The organism is Deinococcus psychrotolerans (genome assembly GCF_003860465.1).
In the GTDB taxonomy this organism is placed as follows: domain Bacteria; phylum Deinococcota; class Deinococci; order Deinococcales; family Deinococcaceae; genus Deinococcus; species Deinococcus psychrotolerans.
Map to the genome: position 1 here is coordinate 1,949,586 of NZ_CP034183.1, position 15,673 is coordinate 1,965,258.

The window sequence follows — 15,673 nt, forward strand, 5'->3', positions numbered from 1 at the left end:
TGGAGAGCGGGATGTGTGATGGCTTATGGGCATCGACAGACCGGCGCTGAGATCCGCGCTCATCCCTCCCTAGAGCCAGCCCTGCCGCAGAGCCTTGACCGCTGCCTGAGTCCGGTCGGCGGCCTGCAACTTGATGAGCAGTTCCTGCACGTACAGCTTGACGGTGCTGACGCTGACCCCCAGCTGCGCCGCGATGTCTTTGTTCGACAGGCCGTCGGCGATCAGGCGCAGCACCTCCAGCTCGCGGGGGGTCAGCAGCGGAGCTGAACCCGGCGCACGCACGCCGCCCAGCACGTGGTGGGCCACCTGCGGATCGAGGTAGGCGCTGCCCGCCGCCGCCGCCCGCACCGCCAGCAGCAACAGTTCGGGTTTGGCGCTCTTGAGGCAGTAAGCCGCCGCCCCGGATGCCAGCGCCGCAAAGACTTCTTGGCGCAGGTCGTGGGCGGTCAGCATCACGATTCGCACCTCCGGCCAGCCACGCCGGATCTCGGCGGCGGTCTGAATGCCGTCTATGCCGGGCAGGCCGATGTCCACCACCGCCACGTCCACTTCCACGCTGGCTAAGCGCTCCAGGGCTTCTTCACCGCTGCGAGCCTCGGCGACGACGTGCAAGTCGGCTTCCAAATTGAGGGTGGCCCGCAGGCCGTCGCGGGTAAAGGCGTGGTCTTCGACCAATAAAATTCGGATCGTTTCTTCAGACATAGGCCTTTCCTCCAGAACCGAGCTCTTCAGGAGCAGGCTCTCCGGTGACGGGCAGCGTCAGGGTAAAGAGGCTGCGGTTTTTGCTGGTGCGGGTGTAGCGGACATGGCCGCCGTGGGCCTCGGCGATGCGGCGGGTCAGGTAAAGGCCCAGCCCGGTGCCGCTGCCCGCGCCGCCGCCCCGGAAGCGCTGAAAGAGTTGCGGCTGACGGGACGCCGATACGCCTGGCCCCTCATCTTGCACGCTCAACATTGCCTCGCTGTCTTCCTGAGCCAGGGAAACGCGCAGGGTGCTGGCGAGTGGGCTGAACTTGACCGCATTGTCCAGCAGGTTCTGGACGGCGCGGCGCAGATCGTGCGGGCGGCCCCACAGCCGCACCGCTTCCAGGTCGCGCTCCACAACCAAGCGGCGCTCCTCGATGCGGGGGCGCAGGTCTTCGAGCACGCTCTGCACCAGCGCCCGCAAGTTGACTTCTTCCATCAGGTCGTCGGCCTCGCCGCTTTCGTACTTGGTGACCAAGAGGAGCTTCTCGGCGAGGGCCAGCAGCGTGGCGTTGGACTCCAGGCCGTTTTCCAGGGTGCCCAGATACGTTGCGGGAAGCGGGCCGTACGCGCCGCGCAGGGCAGCTTTCATGTTGACCGCGTTGGCGAGCAGGGGAGTGCGCAGATCATGCGAAAAGGCGTAGACCAGATCGCGCAGCAGTTCGCCGCGTTCGCTGACCTGCTGGCGCTGCACCCGCAAGTCGTCGAGCAGAGCAGTGCGCTCCAGCAGCGGTTGGAGAACCGAAACCGCTTCAGCCGTCAGGGCCAGCGGAATCTGGGGGCGCTGAGCGATCAGCAGCAAATCGCCGCCCTCAGTTCGGCGCAGCCTGGCCAGCAAAAGCGCTCCGCCGTCGGCCGCCCACACGTCGCCCGCGCCCACCGGTTGGGCCAAATACTCCAGCGGCAGGCGGCTGTTCAGGTGGGAGCGGTGATCGTCCGCTTCGACTCCTGGCGCGAACGCCAGCGCGTGGGGACGGCGCAAGATGGCCTTTTCGACCGCGCCCACCTCGACGCTGCTGGCCCCGGTCAGGCGCTGCATAGCAGTGGCGGCCCGCTCCACGAACTCGGCCTGACCCAGCGGGCCGCCCATGTCTTCAGCGAGGCGGCGCAGCAAGCGTTCGCGCTGCAACTGGCGCTCATCCTCGGCGATCTGCACGGCCCGTTCGGAAGCCTCGCGGGAGCGCAGAGTCAGTCCGCCCACCAACAAAATGGCCAGCAGGCTGACGGTGCGGTTGGCCAGATCGGCGCTGCTGAAGCCGTCGGCCACGGCGTTGAAGACGGCGGCCACCAGTGAACCCAGTACCCCCAGCAGCGTCAAGATCAGCACCGGGCGGCGCGAACTGCCCAGCGCGGCCAGCGCCACCGGCACCGTGAGCAAGGTGCCCACCACCAGCGAAGCGGGCGTCAGCAAGTCGGTCAGCAGCACCGCGCCCAGCAGCGTGAGGCACACCGCCCACAGCGTCGCGCTTTGCAGCGGCAGTTTGGGCGGCCCGAACAGAAGACGCAGGATTTCTCGCATCGCCCTTAAAGCTATCCGAAAGCGGCGAGCGGGCCACTGGCCAACTGGCCAATCTGACTGGCCGATAGACGAATGGTACAGATGAAGACGTCGGCGCACCATAAAGCGACCTTAAAATGGCGACACCAAAATGACTGGCGCATCTGAGCTGAACGAGGAAGTTTTGATACTCACTTTCCCCCTTTGCAAACCCGACCGACTCGCCGCGAATCTTGACTCTCAAGCCCGCCCTGCCAGAGCCAGGAGTCAGGTGGCGTGGGTGCGTGGACTGGTGAATGCCGCTGCCAAGCTGAAACCCACTTTGCCACTCAACTCGGCGGCTCCGCAGGCTGGGCGCTGAAGAGATGCCGGACGCCGAGTCCCCTTCTGAGCGCTCCCCACAGCGGCTGACCCTTCCCGGTCAGTCGGGTGGGTCAAGCGCTCCTGTGCGCGGCGTCCACAAAGTCTTTATCGGGATGGCGGCGGGCGTCGGTAAGACTTACCGCGCCCTCAGCGAACTGCGCGAGCGGGTGGCAAAAGGCGAGGACGCCCTGATCGGTATTGTGGAAACCCACGGACGCCCCGAGACCATCCGCGCGGCCGAGGGGCTGCCGCTGTTTCCCCGCCGGGTGATTCTTCACGGCGGCACCGAACTGAGTGAGCTGGACGTGCCGGGTCTGCTGGCCCGCCGCCCCGAAGTGGTGCTGGTCGATGAGCTGGCCCACACCAACGCCCCCGGCAGCGAGCGCCAGAAACGCTGGCAAGACGTCGAAGCGCTGCTAGCGGCGGGCATCACCGTGCTGTCTACCGTCAACGTGCAGCATCTGGAATCGCTCAACGACACCGTGGCCCGGCTGACCGGCGTGCGGGTGCGCGAGCGGATTCCCGACGCTGTGCTGAGTGAAGCCACCGAACTGGTGCTGGTCGATTTGACGCCGCACGATCTCCGCGCCCGGATGAAGGCCGGTCAAGTCTACGGCCCCGAAAAAGTGGATCAAGCGCTGGGCAATTTCTTTACCTCACCCAACTTGATGGCGCTGCGCGAAATCGCTCTGCGGCAAGTGGCGAGCGTGGTGGAGCAGGCCGCCCCGACCGGCAGCCCCGGCGTTCACGAAATCGTCGTCGTCGCCATTGCCGCCGAGGAAAGTGCTGGGCGCTTGATTCGCCGGGGCGGTCAACTGGCCGCTCGGCTACACGGTGCGCTGCATGTGGTCACCATTCGCGGCCCGCGCATCACGTCTGATCAGTCGCGCCTGCTGGATGCCTACCGCACCCTGACCGTGGCGCTGGGCGGCCAATTTGAAGTGCTGGACGGCGAAAGCGGGGTGGCCGCCGCACTGATCGGCTATGTCGGGCGTTCGCGGGCCACCCAAGTGGTCATGGGCGAAACCAGCCGCTCACGCTGGGCCGAACTCTGGCGCGGCGATTTAATCAAACAAGTTCTGCGCAGCACGCGGGACGTGGACGTGCATATCATCAGCCGGGACTGAGGGCCACGTTGAACCGCTCGCAGCAAAACGCTTTGCAGTTGCAGGCAGGCCATTTCCAAAAGCTGCCCGGTTGACCTGCTTGGCCGCCGATAACGTTCAGTGTGCTATCCCCCTTCACTCACTCGCCATTCAGTGATACTTCTGGGGCAACAGGAGGCACACACCGTGAACATAACGTTTTTTGGAGCGACGGGGCGCACAGGCAGCGAGATTCTTCGCCGCGCCTTGCAAGACGGCCATGAAGTCAGGGCGCTGGTCAGGTCGCCCGAAAAGAGTACGGCGCAAGCAGGCCTGACACTGGTGCAGGGCGATGTGCGAGACGCGGAAGCGGTCAGGCAGACCATCGCCGGAGCGGACGCCGTCATGAGCGCCCTCGGAACAGATTCGGCAACCACGCTGACCGAGGCGACGGCGGCCATCATTCAGGGCATGAAAGAGCACGGCGTAGCGAGAATCGTCACCATCGGAACGGCAGGCATTTTGGAGAGCCGAACCGAGCCGGGCAAGCTGCGCTACCAGACCAGCGATTCGCGCCGCAAGCAGACCTTCGCCGCAGAGGAGCACCAAAAAGCGTACGAGATGCTGCGTGATTCTCCGCTCGACTGGACGGTCATCTGCCCGACGTATTTGCCGGATGGAGAAGCCGTCGGCGGCTACCGGACGCAGCGGGATTACCTTCCAGTGGACGGTCAGCAGATCTCCACCGGCGACACAGCGGCCTACGCCTACGCCGAACTGCTGGCAAAAGAGCACATCGGTTACCGGGTTGGCATCGCTTACTGACGGCTACTGACGGCGGGCTTCAGTGGCAGGTCACCCACTGGCCCGCTGCTCAGTGCGCTGCGGCCTTCTTCGGGCGCAGATGCAGCGCCGCCACGATGAAGCCGCCCACCAGCACGCCCACCACCGCAGACCCCAGCGTTTCGACCAGCCACTCCACAATTCCCTCTGCGAAGGGAACGGCGTGGCCCGCTCCCAACGCCAGATCGTGCAGGGTGTGGGCAGGCCAGCTCAGCCCGAACTTATTGAGCCCGTCGGTGATGATGTGACCGCCGACCCACAGCATCGCTGCCGTACCGATCACTGAGAGGGCCGACATGATCACCGGCATGCCTTTGACCAGTCCGCGCCCCGCAGCCTGAGCGGTCTTGGAACCGGTGGCTGCCAGGCGAACACCCAGATCGTCGGCTTTGACGATCAGTCCCACCACGCCGTAGACCAGCGCCGTGATCATCAGCGCCACAGCCACCAAGATGATGGCGCGGGCAAAAATCGGTTGATCCGCCACCTCGCCCAGCGAAATCGCCATGATCTCTGCCGACAAAATGAAGTCGGTGCGAATCGCGCCCGAGACCATCTGCTGCTCGTGGGCGTCGCTGCTCAGCTTGATGACGGCCTCTCCCTGCGTATCGTGGTGGCCCCAGACTGCTTCATACAGCTTCTCGGCCCCCTCGAAGCACAGGTACGCTCCGCCCACCATCAGCAGCGGATTGAGCGCCCACGGCAAAAACTGGCTGAGCAGCAGCGCGGCGGGCAGGATGAACACGATCTTGTTTTTCAGCGACCCCTTGGCGATGCGCCAGATGATCGGCAACTCGCGCTCCGGCGTGAAGCCAGTGACGTAGCGGGGCGTGACCGCCGTGTCGTCGATCACCACACCGACGGCTTTGACGCCCGCCTTGCTGGCCGCCGCGCCGATATCATCTATAGAGGCGGCAGCCAGCTTGGCGAGAGCGGCCACGTCGTCGAGCAGGGCCACCAAACCGCCGCTCATGCGAGCCGCTTTTCGGGCAGTGGGAACAAATTGCTGGGCATGGACTGGAGCGTCATCAGACTTTGCATTCTAGCAAGGGCGGAATCTGCTCCACCATTGAGTTAACGCTGGCATGAATTGATCAAAGGCCATCGACATCTTCCCCGCAATTCAAAACAAAAAAACCCCGTCATAAACGAGGTTTCTTGATCTGGCTCGGCAGGTAGGGGTCGAACCTACGACCATTCGATTAACAGTCGAACGCTCTGCCACTGAGCTACTGCCGAACACCGCTTGAAGCAGGACACAACTTCAGCGACAGGAAGGATAGCAGTCCTGGGCAAAAGGTGCAAGTCCCCACCCTGCGGCGTGCCCAGTCAGGCGCTAGGCTGGGCGCATGTCTTCTTACGCGACGGCCGACCTCTGCGACGCCTTTCCCGCTGTGCAAGTTTCTGCTCCTGTGTGGCGCGATTACGGCGGCCTGATCCGTTTTAGCGGCAGGGTCATGACCCTCAAAGTGGAGGACGACAACAGCCTGGTGCGGGCCGAACTGCAAACGCCGGGCGAGGGCCGGGTGTTGGTCGTCGACGCGAGCGGCTCGTTGAGCTGCGCTTTGGTGGGCGGCCAACTGGCCCACCTGGGCGTCCAGAATGGCTGGGCGGGCGTTGTGCTGCACGGCTGCGTGCGCGATACGGCCGAACTCGGCGGGCAAAAGCTGGGCGTCAAGGCGCTGGGCAGCCATCCACGGCGCAGCGAGAAACGGGGAGAGGGTCTGCGCGGCGGAGCGCTGGAATTTGCTGGACTCCGTATTGAACCCGGCGACTGGCTCTACGCTGATGAGGACGGCCTGCTGGTATCGGCCACCGAGCTGCACCTGGACGAGAGAAGAGAGTAAAGCCACTGCTCACGCTCCAACTTCATTCCCGCGCCCGGTAGAGCTTGGCCGGCCGCCCCGCCGCGCCGTAGAGGTGGGCGAGTTCGGCCTGACCACTTTTGACCAGAAATTCGAGGTAGCGCCAGGCGGTGACGCGGCTCAGCCCCACCCGCGTTCCCACATCCTCGGCGCTGAGGGGTTCTGGCAAAGCCTGTATCAGGCAAGCGGCGACCCGCTCCAAGGTGTGGACATCCACGCCTTTGGGAAGGGCTGCTTCTTCGCTGGCCTGCACGCCCCTGAAGCGGTCGAGAGCGGCCTGATTGAAGGTGTCTTGCGTCAGCCGCGCCCGCAATCGGTGCCGCGCCACCGCCTCGGCCAGCCGCGAGCCGCCAAACGGCTTGATCAGGTAATCCAGCACGCCGTAAGCCAGCGAGCCGCGCACAGTGGCCTCGTCGCCTGCCGCCGTGACCATCACCACGTCCACCCACTGCCCCGCCGCACGCCAGCCGCGCAGCAACTCGGCCCCGCTGCCGTCGGGCAGATGCACGTCCAGCAGCACCAGATCGGGCGTGAGGGCCCGCAAGAGCTCACTCGCCTGAGCGCAGTTGACCGCCGTGCCCACCACATGCACGTCGGGGTCGCGCTCCAGCCACTCGCGGTTGACACGGGCCACCCGCAAATCATCTTCCACCAAGAGCACCCGCACCGTAGCGGTTTTTGCGGCTTTCACGCGCTCTCCAGCGGCGGCAGATTGACCTGAAACACTGTGCTTTCACCGCGCCGAAAGACCCGCAAACTGCCGCCCAGTTCCTCGACCCGCGCCCGCACGTTGGCCAGCCCATGCCCGCGTCCCTCGCCTTTGCTGCTCACGCCGCGCTGAAACAGGCTGTTCTGGAGGACGCTCGCCACGCCGGGGCCGCTGTCCTGCACTTCGAGTTGCAGGCCATCGGGGTCTTCACCGATGCTGAGAATCACCTCCCCACCCCCAACACTGCTCAGCGCTTCAAAGGCGTTTTGAATCAAGTTGCCGAGAATGGTGACGAGTGCCCCCGCGTGCCGCTCCCAGCGCGGCGAGAGGTTGGACTGGGCCTCCACACCGAACAGCAGGCCGAGTTCCTGCGCCCGCTCTCTTTGCCCGAACAGCAACGCCGCCACACGCGGCACTTGCAGCTCGCGGGTCAGTTCACGGAACGCAGTGTCGGCCTCAATCTGGCCTCGGAGCAAACTGGCCGCTTCCTCGACGTGGCCGAGGTGCAGCAGCCCCGACAGCACGTGCAGGTGGTTGGCGTATTCGTGGCCCTGGGCACGCAGCACGTCGACCAACGAGCGCACCTGGGTCAGTTCCTCGGCCAGCCGCAGGGCCGCGCCGCGCTCACGGAAGGTCAGCACCTTGCCGCCGCCCGGCAGCGGCTCGGTGTTGACCAGGACGCTGATCTTGCCCAGCGGCAGTTCCAGATTGTGGCGACGCTCGGCGCTCAATTGGGCGGCGGCGGGCCAGACCTGTGCCAGCAGCGGGCGATCTGGCAAATCGGGCAACCCCAGCGCCAGTTGCGCCTGAGCGCTGGCCAGCGTGATCTCGTTGTTTGGCCCCAGCGCCAGCACGCCCTCGCCCAGCGCCGACAGCACCGCCTGATGCTCCTGCACCAGCGTGGCGATCTGCTCCGGCTCTAGGCCCAGAATGTCGCGCCGCAGCTGCCGGGCGATCAGTACCGCGCCGAGCGATCCAAACGCCAGCGCCAGCACGAACCAGGGCAGCAGGGCCAATAAAGCCTGGCGAGCCAGCGCCTGCACCTGCGGCATCAAAAAGCCGGTGGACACCACCCCAACGATCTCCTCACCGTCCAGAACCGGCACCTTGCCGCGCACCGCCAGCCCCAGCGACCCCCGCGCCACGCTGATGATTTCCTGCCCAGCAAACGGCCCATCGTTATCGCCGCCCTCCATCGCTTTACCGAGACGGTCTGGCGAAGGGTGGGCCAGCCGAATACCGTGCCGCTCGCCCACCACGATGTAATCGGCTCCGACTTCTCCCCGCAGGATGTTGACAAAAGTATTGAGCGTCGGGCTTTGCTCGCCTCGGCTGGCTCCCTCGATTACGGCGGGAAACTGGGCCACCAAACGCGAAGCGGTCAGCGCCCGTTGCCCCAGCTCAGCGCGGGCCTGCGTGGACAAGCGCCCGACTTCGATGACGACCAGCAGCAGCGTAAGCACGCACAGAATCAGAATGTGCAGCGCCACCAAGCGCCCGCCAATGCCCAAGCGTAAAAACAGCCGGGAAAGCGGCCAGCCGCTGGCAGGTGGGCGGGCCGCGCCGAAACGGGCGGGGAAGCGGGATGAGGACACGGGGTTTCTCCTGAGAACGGTTGAGGGGCGTCTGTGCAGTTTAGAGCAAGCCTTCCTGGGCTGCTCACCGCGCCCGACTTTCGTGCATTGCGTTCATTGAGTGCAGCCCAAATGAGCAAAAAGACCGTGCCAGCCGCAAAAAAATGCTTGCGCTGACCGGGGCGATCCATTAAGCTTCACTCACGCCAAACTCAACCTTTGAAGGTGATCAGCCGCCGTGCTGAAGCGCTTCATTCAGGAGAATTCATGTCCAGAACCGTAAACCGTCTGTCCAAACTGGCCCTCTCGCTTGCCCTGCTGGCCGCCGCACCGCTCGCCAGTGCCCAGACCATTCCCAATTTGCGAATCATGGCTCCGGCCAGCCCCGGCGGCGGCTGGGACCAGACCAGCCGGGCCATTCAGGGCGTGATGCAGGACGTGGGCATCACCAAGCCGGTGCAGGTCTTCAACGTGCCGGGCGCGGGCGGCACCATCGGCCTGGCGCAGCTTTACAACGCCAAGGGCGACGGCGCACTGATGATGACGATGGGTCTGGTGATGGTCGGGGCCATTCAGACCAACAGCAGCAAGGTGGACCTCTCGCGGGTCACGCCGCTGGCCCGCCTGACTGGCGAATATGAGGTGGTGGTGGTTCCGGCCAGCAGCCCCTATAAAAATATGGGCGATCTGGTGGCCGCCTGGAAAGTCGACCCTGGCAAGGTGGCCTTTGCGGGTGGCAGCGCGGGCGGCACCGATCATATGCTGGTCGGTTTGATGGCCAAAGCGGCAGGCATCGACCCCAAGAAGATGAACTACGTGCCGTTCAGTGGCGGCGGCGAGACGCTGGCCGCAGTGCTGGGCAATCAGGTGGCGGCGGCGGTGGCGGGCTACGGCGAGTTCGAGGCCCAGATCAAGGCGGGCAAACTGCGGGCGGTGGGTATCAGCTCGGCCAAACCGCAGGCGGGCATCGACGTACCGACCCTCAAGTCACAGGGCCTGAATGTCGAACTGGCCAACTGGCGCGGCATCGTGGCTCCCCCCGGCATCAGCAGCAGCGAGAAGGCCGTGCTGGTCAGTGCGCTCGACAAGATGCACGCCAGCAAAGAGTGGAAAGACACCCTCAAGACCCGCAGCTGGACAGACCTTTACCTCAGCGGCTCCAAATTTGACGTGTACCTCAAGCTGGAAGCCGCCCGCACCAAGGAAGTGCTGCAAAGCATCGGCCTGGTGAAGTAAAAACTCAGAAAAGCGGAGCGGCCCGATCAGAGCTGCTCCGCTTTTTGGTGGGAAGAGGATTCGCTTCCCCAACACCCGCGCCAAAAAGGAGCCACATGACCCAGCCCGCCTCACCCTCTCTACCTACCAAACCCGCTATCAGTTGGCCTGATCTGCTGGTGGCCGTCGCCCTGACCGCACTGGGCATCTGGCTGTTTTTCGGCACGCAGCGCATCGCCGATTCGGGCATGAACACCATCGTCAGTCCCCGCGTCTTTCCGCTGATCGTCAGCAGCGGCCTGACTGTGCTGGGTCTGCTGCTTCTCGTGGCCACCCTTCGCGGCGCAAAGGCCGAACCCGCTGCCGAAGAGGACACCGATCCTGACGCGCCGGTCAATCTGGCGGCGGCAGGCATCATTCTGGGCGGCTTCTTAATTGGGGCACTGCTGCTCTCGCCGCTGGGTTTTGTGTTCGGCACGGCGCTGATGTATTTCAGCGTGGCCTTCGCCTTCGGTGAGCGGCGTTACCTGCTGCTCGTTGCCATTTCGCTGATCGTCGCACTCATCACTTACCTGGTCTTCACACGTGGGCTGGGCCTCAACTTGCCACCGGGCATTCTCAAAGGCATCCTCTGATGGACGCCCTGACTTCTCTCTTCGCGGGCTTTGAAACGGCCCTGACGCCGCTCAACTTGCTGTGGGCGCTCATCGGCGTCACGCTGGGCACTCTGGTCGGTGTGCTGCCCGGCATCGGCCCAGCTCTGACGGTGGCGCTGCTGCTGCCCGTCACCGCCAAGTTGCCGCCGGTCAGCGCTTTCATCATGTTCGCGGGTATCTATTACGGCGGCATGTTCGGCGGCTCCACCACTTCTATTTTGCTGAATACCCCCGGCGAGTCGGCCAGCATCATCACTGCGCTGGAAGGCAACAAGATGGCCCGCAAAGGCCGCGCCGCCGCCGCGCTGGCCACCGCCGCCATCGGCTCATTCGTGGCCGGAACCATCGGCACCATGTTGCTGACCTTTGCCGCGCCCGCCATCGCCGAAATCGCCGTGCAGATTCCGCCGAGCGCCAAATTCGCCCTGATCTTGCTGGCGTTCGTGACCATCAGCGCCACCTTTGGCGGAAGCCCATTGCGCGGATTGCTGAGCTTATTTTTTGGGCTGGCCATCGGTCTGGTCGGCACCGACCTTCAGAGTGGGCAGGCGCGGTTCACGCTGGGCTTTCCCGAACTACTCGACGGGGTGGACTTCGTGACGGTGGTGATCGGTCTGTTTGCCATCGGGGAAACCCTGTTCGTGGCCACCCGACTCCGCAAAAATAGTGGCAGCGTCATCAAGTTGCAAGGCAACGCCAGTATGAGCCGCGAGGACTGGCGCAGAAGCTGGAAGCCCTGGCTACGCGGCACCGCGCTGGGCTTTCCCTTCGGCGCGATTCCGGCAGGCGGCGCAGAGATTCCCACGTTTCTGAGTTACACCCTCGAAAAGAAACTCAGCAAGCACCCTGAGGAGTTCGGGCACGGCGCGATTGAGGGTGTGGCCGGGCCAGAAGCCGCCAACAATGCCAGCGCGGCGGGCGTGCTGGTGCCACTGCTGACCCTCGGCCTACCCACCAGCGCCACCGCTGCCATTTTGTTGGCTGCCTTCCAGCAGTACGGCCTGCAACCGGGGCCGCTGCTGTTTATCACCAACGGCGATCTGGTGTGGGGCCTGATCGCTTCTCTCTATATCGGCAACTTCATGCTGCTGCTGCTCAATTTGCCGCTGGCTCCGGTGTGGGCCAAGCTGCTCAACATTCCCCGGCCCTTTTTGTACGCGGGTATTTTGGTGTTCAGCACGGTGGGCATTTACAGCCTCAACAACAGCATCTTCGATTTGTTCTTGCTGGCGATTTTCGGGCTCGTCGGTTACGGGATGCGCCGCTTCGACTTCCCAGTGACGCCCGCCATCATCGGCGTCATCCTGGGGCCAACCGCTGAGAACTTTTTCCGCACGGCCATGCAGCAGAGCAACGGCGACTACACGGTGTTCGCGACGCAGCCCAGCTCGGCCTTCATTCTGGTGATCGTGGTGCTGGCGCTACTGCTGCCGCCGATTTTGCGGGCGCGGGCGCGGGCGCGGGCGTAGAGCACCAAGTTGGCAAACTCACGTCAATCATGGGCGTTGGTCTACCCTGACGCCTTATGGAAGCCACTCATCTGCACGGCGCGGCAATGTCTATCCTCATCAGTGCCGGATTCGCGCTGGGATGGGGCATCAGCGGAAGTCTGGCTCTGCCGGGAAACTGGCGCATTCCCGCGCTCATTCTGGTTGTACTGGTGAGCCTGGGGCTGGCAACGGTGGGCTTCAAGTTTTACCGCCGGGCCAAGCAGTCACCCAATCAGTCCGCTTCGCCAGCCGTCAATCCTTTTCTCACCACCCCATACCGGATTGCGGTCACGGCCATGCTGATCGCTTTTCCAGTGGCGGGCCGGTTGCTCACCGTCAGCGGACATCCCGACGCCATCATGCCGGTGATCGCCATTCTGGTGGGACTCCATTTTCTGGGGCTGGTTCCCGCCTTCCGGAGTGGCACTTTTGTCTGGGTCGCGGGCGCGTTTTGCCTGCTCGGAGCTACGGCGTTGTTTTTGCCGGTGCAGCTTGGTTCATCGCCCCCGATTGAGTTGAGGTCAGCCTTTGTCGGGCTGGGGTGTGCGCTCATTTTGTGGCTCAGCGTAACGCCGCTGGCGCTGACAACCTCCAGACAGGTCCGCAGCAGCAGCGCCAACTGAGTACGGCCGAGCTTATCTGGCTCGTCAAACCTCTAGACTCGTTTGCATGACCACTCCACTCCCCCAAGGCTTTCAGACCGCCGCCCTCGCCGCCGGAATCAAGCCCAGCGGCAAAAGTGACCTCACCGCCGTGGTGTCGCGCACGCCGTGTGTCTGGGCCTTTGCCGGAACCCGCAGCGCCGCCGCCGCCGCCTGCGTCACCCGCGCCCGGCAGCTCTACGACGCGGGCCTGCCCCTGCGGGCCATTCTGGTCAACTCGGGAGTGGCCAACGCCGCCACAGGTGAGGGCGGTGCAGCAGACAACACCGAGATGAGCGAGCTGCTGGCCGGAGCGCTGGACATCACCCCCGAAAGTGTGCTGAGCGCTTCCACCGGCATCATCGGCCACCGCTTGCCGATGGACAAGGTAAGAAGTGGCGTCCCGAAGCTGGCGGACGGAGTACAAGGCGACGTGGACATCCACGCGCAGGCGATCATGACCACCGATACCCGCCCCAAGATCGCTGAGCGCACCCTGGCAGGCGGGCAGCGTATCGTGGGCGTGGCCAAGGGCAGCGGCATGATTCACCCCGACATGGCCACCATGTTCTCGTTCGTCTACAGCGACGCGGCGATAGATCAGGCGGCGCTGCGGGCGGCTTTTGGCGCGATTGTGGCCCGCACCTTCAACGCTGTGACGGTGGACGGCGACACCTCCACCAACGACATGACGGCAGTTCTGTGTAACGGGGAAGCGGGCGCTGCCGACACCGCCGAGTTTCTGGCGACTTTGGAAGAAGTCATGCGCGACCTTGCACGCGAGATCGCCCGCGACGGCGAGGGCGCGACCACCCTGCTGACCGTCAAGGTCACGGGCGCAGGCAGCGAGGCCGATGCGCTGCTGGCCGCCCGCACCTGCGCTGCCAGCCCACTGCTCAAGAGTGCGGTGCATGGCCGCGATCCCAACTGGGGACGGGTCATCATGGCGCTGGGCCGCAGCGGAGCCAGACTCAACCTCGACAACCTGCGGGTGGGCGTTCAGGGTGTACCGGTCTTTCATGCTCAGCCGCTCCAGTACGACGCCGTGGCCGTTTCCAAAGCCATGAACGCCGAGGAAGTCGTGTTTGAAATCGACCTCGCGGTGGGCCAAAGTAAAGGCGAGGCGTGGGGCTGCGACCTCAGCGCCGACTACGTGCGGATCAACGCCGATTACACGACCTGAGTGCAGCGGCGGCCCGCCTTCTTGACAGCCCGTAGGGCCGCTGATAAGCTACCTACCGCTTGTGAAGGCTTTGGCCGGAGCATGAGCGGTGCGCGGGTGTAGCTCAGTTGGTTAGAGCGCACGCCTGATAAGCGTGAGGTCCCCAGTTCAAGTCTGGGCATCCGCACCAACCAGAATCAGCCTCGTCTTAGACGGGGTTTTTTCGTTTCTCTGAGAATATCAAACTGAGTCTGAGCGTCAGTGATTGTGCGCTCTTGCTCCACGCCAAAACACGCCGCAGCAAGATGCCCAGCCGTACCAATCTTCGGGACAGCTGGTTGTGTCATCTGCAAGTCGAGCGGCGGAGCAAGGTCACGTTCAGTTTCTCCGGCGTAACCCGAACCAAGCTGGAGCACTTTTGAGCGGCTGGGCGACCTGAGCAAGAGCGGCAGCGCCACGAACCCTAAATTTTAGAATCTTAAGATTCAATGAATGCTTTTCCGTAAGCGTTCTCACATCTTGCACAGGAATGCTGAAGGGGTCGCAGCAACTTCACGGCGGCAAAGGAACCCACCATGACAAACCAGATGCCTCCTCAACTCGGCTGGGACATGACCGAGCCGGACGTGGCCCTCAGCGCTTTTCTGGACAGCTTGCCCGCTCCTCCGCAGCTTTTGGGTTTGGGAGAGCCGACCCACGGTGTCGAGGCCTTCCCCGCTTGGCGCAACCGCGTCTTCGAGTCCTTGGTCAAAACGCAGGGATTTTGCTCGATTGCCATTGAGAGCGACGTGTTTGCCGCAATGCGGGCCAGCGACTACGTCACTTCGGGTCAAGGCACGCTGGATGAAGTGATGGAGGGCGGCTTCAGTCACGGCTTCGGCCAGGTTAAAGCCAACCGCGACCTGCTGGCTTGGATGCGGGCCTTCAATGCTGGGCGTCCTGAAACGCGGGGCGTGAGGTTTTACGGCTTTGATCCTCCTATCGAGAACATGTGGGCGGCCAGCCCGCGCCACGCCCTGCTCAGTCTCTATGACTTCCTGGCACGTCACTTCGCCCACCTGCCGGTTGACCGGGCCACCCTCGAACAACGCTGCGGAGACGACGCCCGCTGGACGAATCCCGCCGCCGCCATGAACCCCAACCAGTCCGTCGGGGCCACACAGGACGCCCGGCAACTGCGGGTGCTGACCGATGATTTGCTGGGCTTTTTGGGTACCCAGCTTCCCGGCCTCACAGCGCAGGACGGCTTCTGGTCAGACGAAATCTGGCAAGCGCAGTTGAGCGCCCGAACGGCTCTGGGTCTGCTGCGTTATCACGCCGTCCTTGCCGGGTCGTCGCCGCAGCGCATTTCACAGCTCTTAGGGCTGCGGGACGTGATGATGACCGAAAACCTGACCGCCATCGCCGAGCGGGAACGGCCACGCGGCCCCACGCTGGTCTTCGCCCACAGCTCGCATCTTCAGCGCGGGGCGAGCCAGATCAGGATGGACATCATGAACGCCGACTGGTGGCCCGCCGGAGCGCATCTGGCCGCCCAGTGGGGCCAGCAGTACGCCTTTATCGGCATGGCCAGTGGGACGAACCTGGGTCTGCCCGCGCCTTACCCGGAGCCGGTGACCCCACACTTGTACGCCGCCCCAGCACTGACGCCCCTCCTGTCAGCAGGCCAGCAGAGGAAAGCAGAAGAGAACGCCGCCAGCTTTCCGATGTCTCTTGAACGCCTCGCGCAGAGCGACGGAGTGCTTCTCTTGCCGGTTCCTGCTCAGGAGTAAAGAGGGCACAGGTAACGAGATTCTGTCCGGCAGATTCGGGCCGTCTAAATTGTGCCACT

The 15,673-nt window shown here is 64.1% G+C and carries 14 protein-coding genes and 2 tRNA genes; 10 read left to right on the forward strand and 6 right to left on the reverse strand.

What is annotated here, in order from left to right; genetic code table 11:
• Positions 1-69 precede the first annotated feature (69 nt).
• Entirely contained in the window at positions 70-702 is a 633-nt protein-coding gene (locus EHF33_RS09605) for a response regulator transcription factor (protein WP_124870578.1), read from the reverse strand.
• Positions 695-2,260, reverse strand: coding sequence for a sensor histidine kinase (locus tag EHF33_RS09610; protein WP_124870581.1), 1,566 nt, complete (start codon positions 2,258-2,260; stop codon positions 695-697). Before EHF33_RS09610 ends, EHF33_RS09605 begins: the two co-directional genes overlap by 8 nt.
• Positions 2,261-2,604: 344 nt before the next feature.
• Here EHF33_RS09610 and EHF33_RS09615 point away from each other — a divergent pair, with 344 nt between their 5' ends.
• Complete coding sequence (locus EHF33_RS09615; protein ID WP_124870584.1) at positions 2,605-3,729, forward strand: sensor histidine kinase KdpD; 1,125 nt, start codon at positions 2,605-2,607, stop codon at positions 3,727-3,729.
• Between the two features lie 165 nt (positions 3,730-3,894).
• Positions 3,895-4,512: an NAD(P)-dependent oxidoreductase gene (locus tag EHF33_RS09620; RefSeq protein WP_124870587.1), complete on the forward strand. Its 618-nt coding sequence runs from the start codon at positions 3,895-3,897 to the stop codon at positions 4,510-4,512.
• 49 nt (positions 4,513-4,561) lie between these two features.
• Here the strand turns inward: EHF33_RS09620 and EHF33_RS09625 are convergent, their stop codons facing one another.
• Both EHF33_RS09625 and EHF33_RS09630 read right to left on the reverse strand, forming a co-directional pair.
• Positions 4,562-5,503: a DUF808 domain-containing protein gene (locus EHF33_RS09625; protein WP_124870590.1), complete on the reverse strand. Its 942-nt coding sequence runs from the start codon at positions 5,501-5,503 to the stop codon at positions 4,562-4,564.
• Positions 5,504-5,694: 191 nt separating this feature from the next.
• Positions 5,695-5,769 (reverse strand) — tRNA-Asn (locus tag EHF33_RS09630).
• A gap of 110 nt (positions 5,770-5,879) precedes the next feature.
• On the opposite strand from EHF33_RS09630, the gene rraA reads away from it, so the two are divergent.
• The gene (gene rraA, locus EHF33_RS09635; protein ID WP_124870593.1) at positions 5,880-6,377 is read left to right on the forward strand and encodes a ribonuclease E activity regulator RraA; all 498 of its coding nucleotides are present in this window, start codon (positions 5,880-5,882) and stop codon (positions 6,375-6,377) included.
• A gap of 22 nt (positions 6,378-6,399) precedes the next feature.
• On the opposite strand, the gene EHF33_RS09640 is transcribed toward rraA, so the two are convergent.
• Complete coding sequence (locus EHF33_RS09640; protein ID WP_241191125.1) at positions 6,400-7,086, reverse strand: response regulator; 687 nt, start codon at positions 7,084-7,086, stop codon at positions 6,400-6,402.
• Complete coding sequence (locus EHF33_RS09645) at positions 7,083-8,699, reverse strand: ATP-binding protein (RefSeq protein WP_241191126.1); 1,617 nt, start codon at positions 8,697-8,699, stop codon at positions 7,083-7,085. Before EHF33_RS09645 ends, EHF33_RS09640 begins: the two co-directional genes overlap by 4 nt.
• Before the next feature lie 246 nt (positions 8,700-8,945).
• Between EHF33_RS09645 and EHF33_RS09650 the strand changes: the two genes are divergently transcribed.
• The 7 genes from EHF33_RS09650 (at position 8,946) to EHF33_RS09680 (ending at position 15,614) form a co-directional block, all read left to right on the forward strand.
• Entirely contained in the window at positions 8,946-9,914 is a 969-nt protein-coding gene (locus EHF33_RS09650) for a Bug family tripartite tricarboxylate transporter substrate binding protein (protein WP_124870596.1), read from the forward strand.
• Positions 9,915-10,009: 95 nt separating this feature from the next.
• The gene (locus tag EHF33_RS09655) at positions 10,010-10,528 is read left to right on the forward strand and encodes a tripartite tricarboxylate transporter TctB family protein (RefSeq protein ID WP_124870599.1); all 519 of its coding nucleotides are present in this window, start codon (positions 10,010-10,012) and stop codon (positions 10,526-10,528) included.
• Positions 10,528-12,018: a tripartite tricarboxylate transporter permease gene (locus EHF33_RS09660; protein ID WP_124870602.1), complete on the forward strand. Its 1,491-nt coding sequence runs from the start codon at positions 10,528-10,530 to the stop codon at positions 12,016-12,018. Before EHF33_RS09655 ends, EHF33_RS09660 begins: the two co-directional genes overlap by 1 nt.
• A gap of 56 nt (positions 12,019-12,074) precedes the next feature.
• The gene (locus EHF33_RS09665) at positions 12,075-12,662 is read left to right on the forward strand and encodes a hypothetical protein (protein ID WP_124870605.1); all 588 of its coding nucleotides are present in this window, start codon (positions 12,075-12,077) and stop codon (positions 12,660-12,662) included.
• Between the two features lie 46 nt (positions 12,663-12,708).
• Entirely contained in the window at positions 12,709-13,863 is a 1,155-nt protein-coding gene (gene argJ / locus EHF33_RS09670) for a bifunctional glutamate N-acetyltransferase/amino-acid acetyltransferase ArgJ (protein ID WP_124870609.1), read from the forward strand.
• A gap of 92 nt (positions 13,864-13,955) precedes the next feature.
• Positions 13,956-14,032 (forward strand) — tRNA-Ile (locus tag EHF33_RS09675).
• 385 nt (positions 14,033-14,417) lie between these two features.
• Positions 14,418-15,614 (forward strand): erythromycin esterase family protein, encoded by a 1,197-nt coding sequence (locus EHF33_RS09680; RefSeq protein WP_241191127.1) that lies wholly within the window; start codon positions 14,418-14,420, stop codon positions 15,612-15,614.
• Positions 15,615-15,673 lie beyond the last annotated feature (59 nt).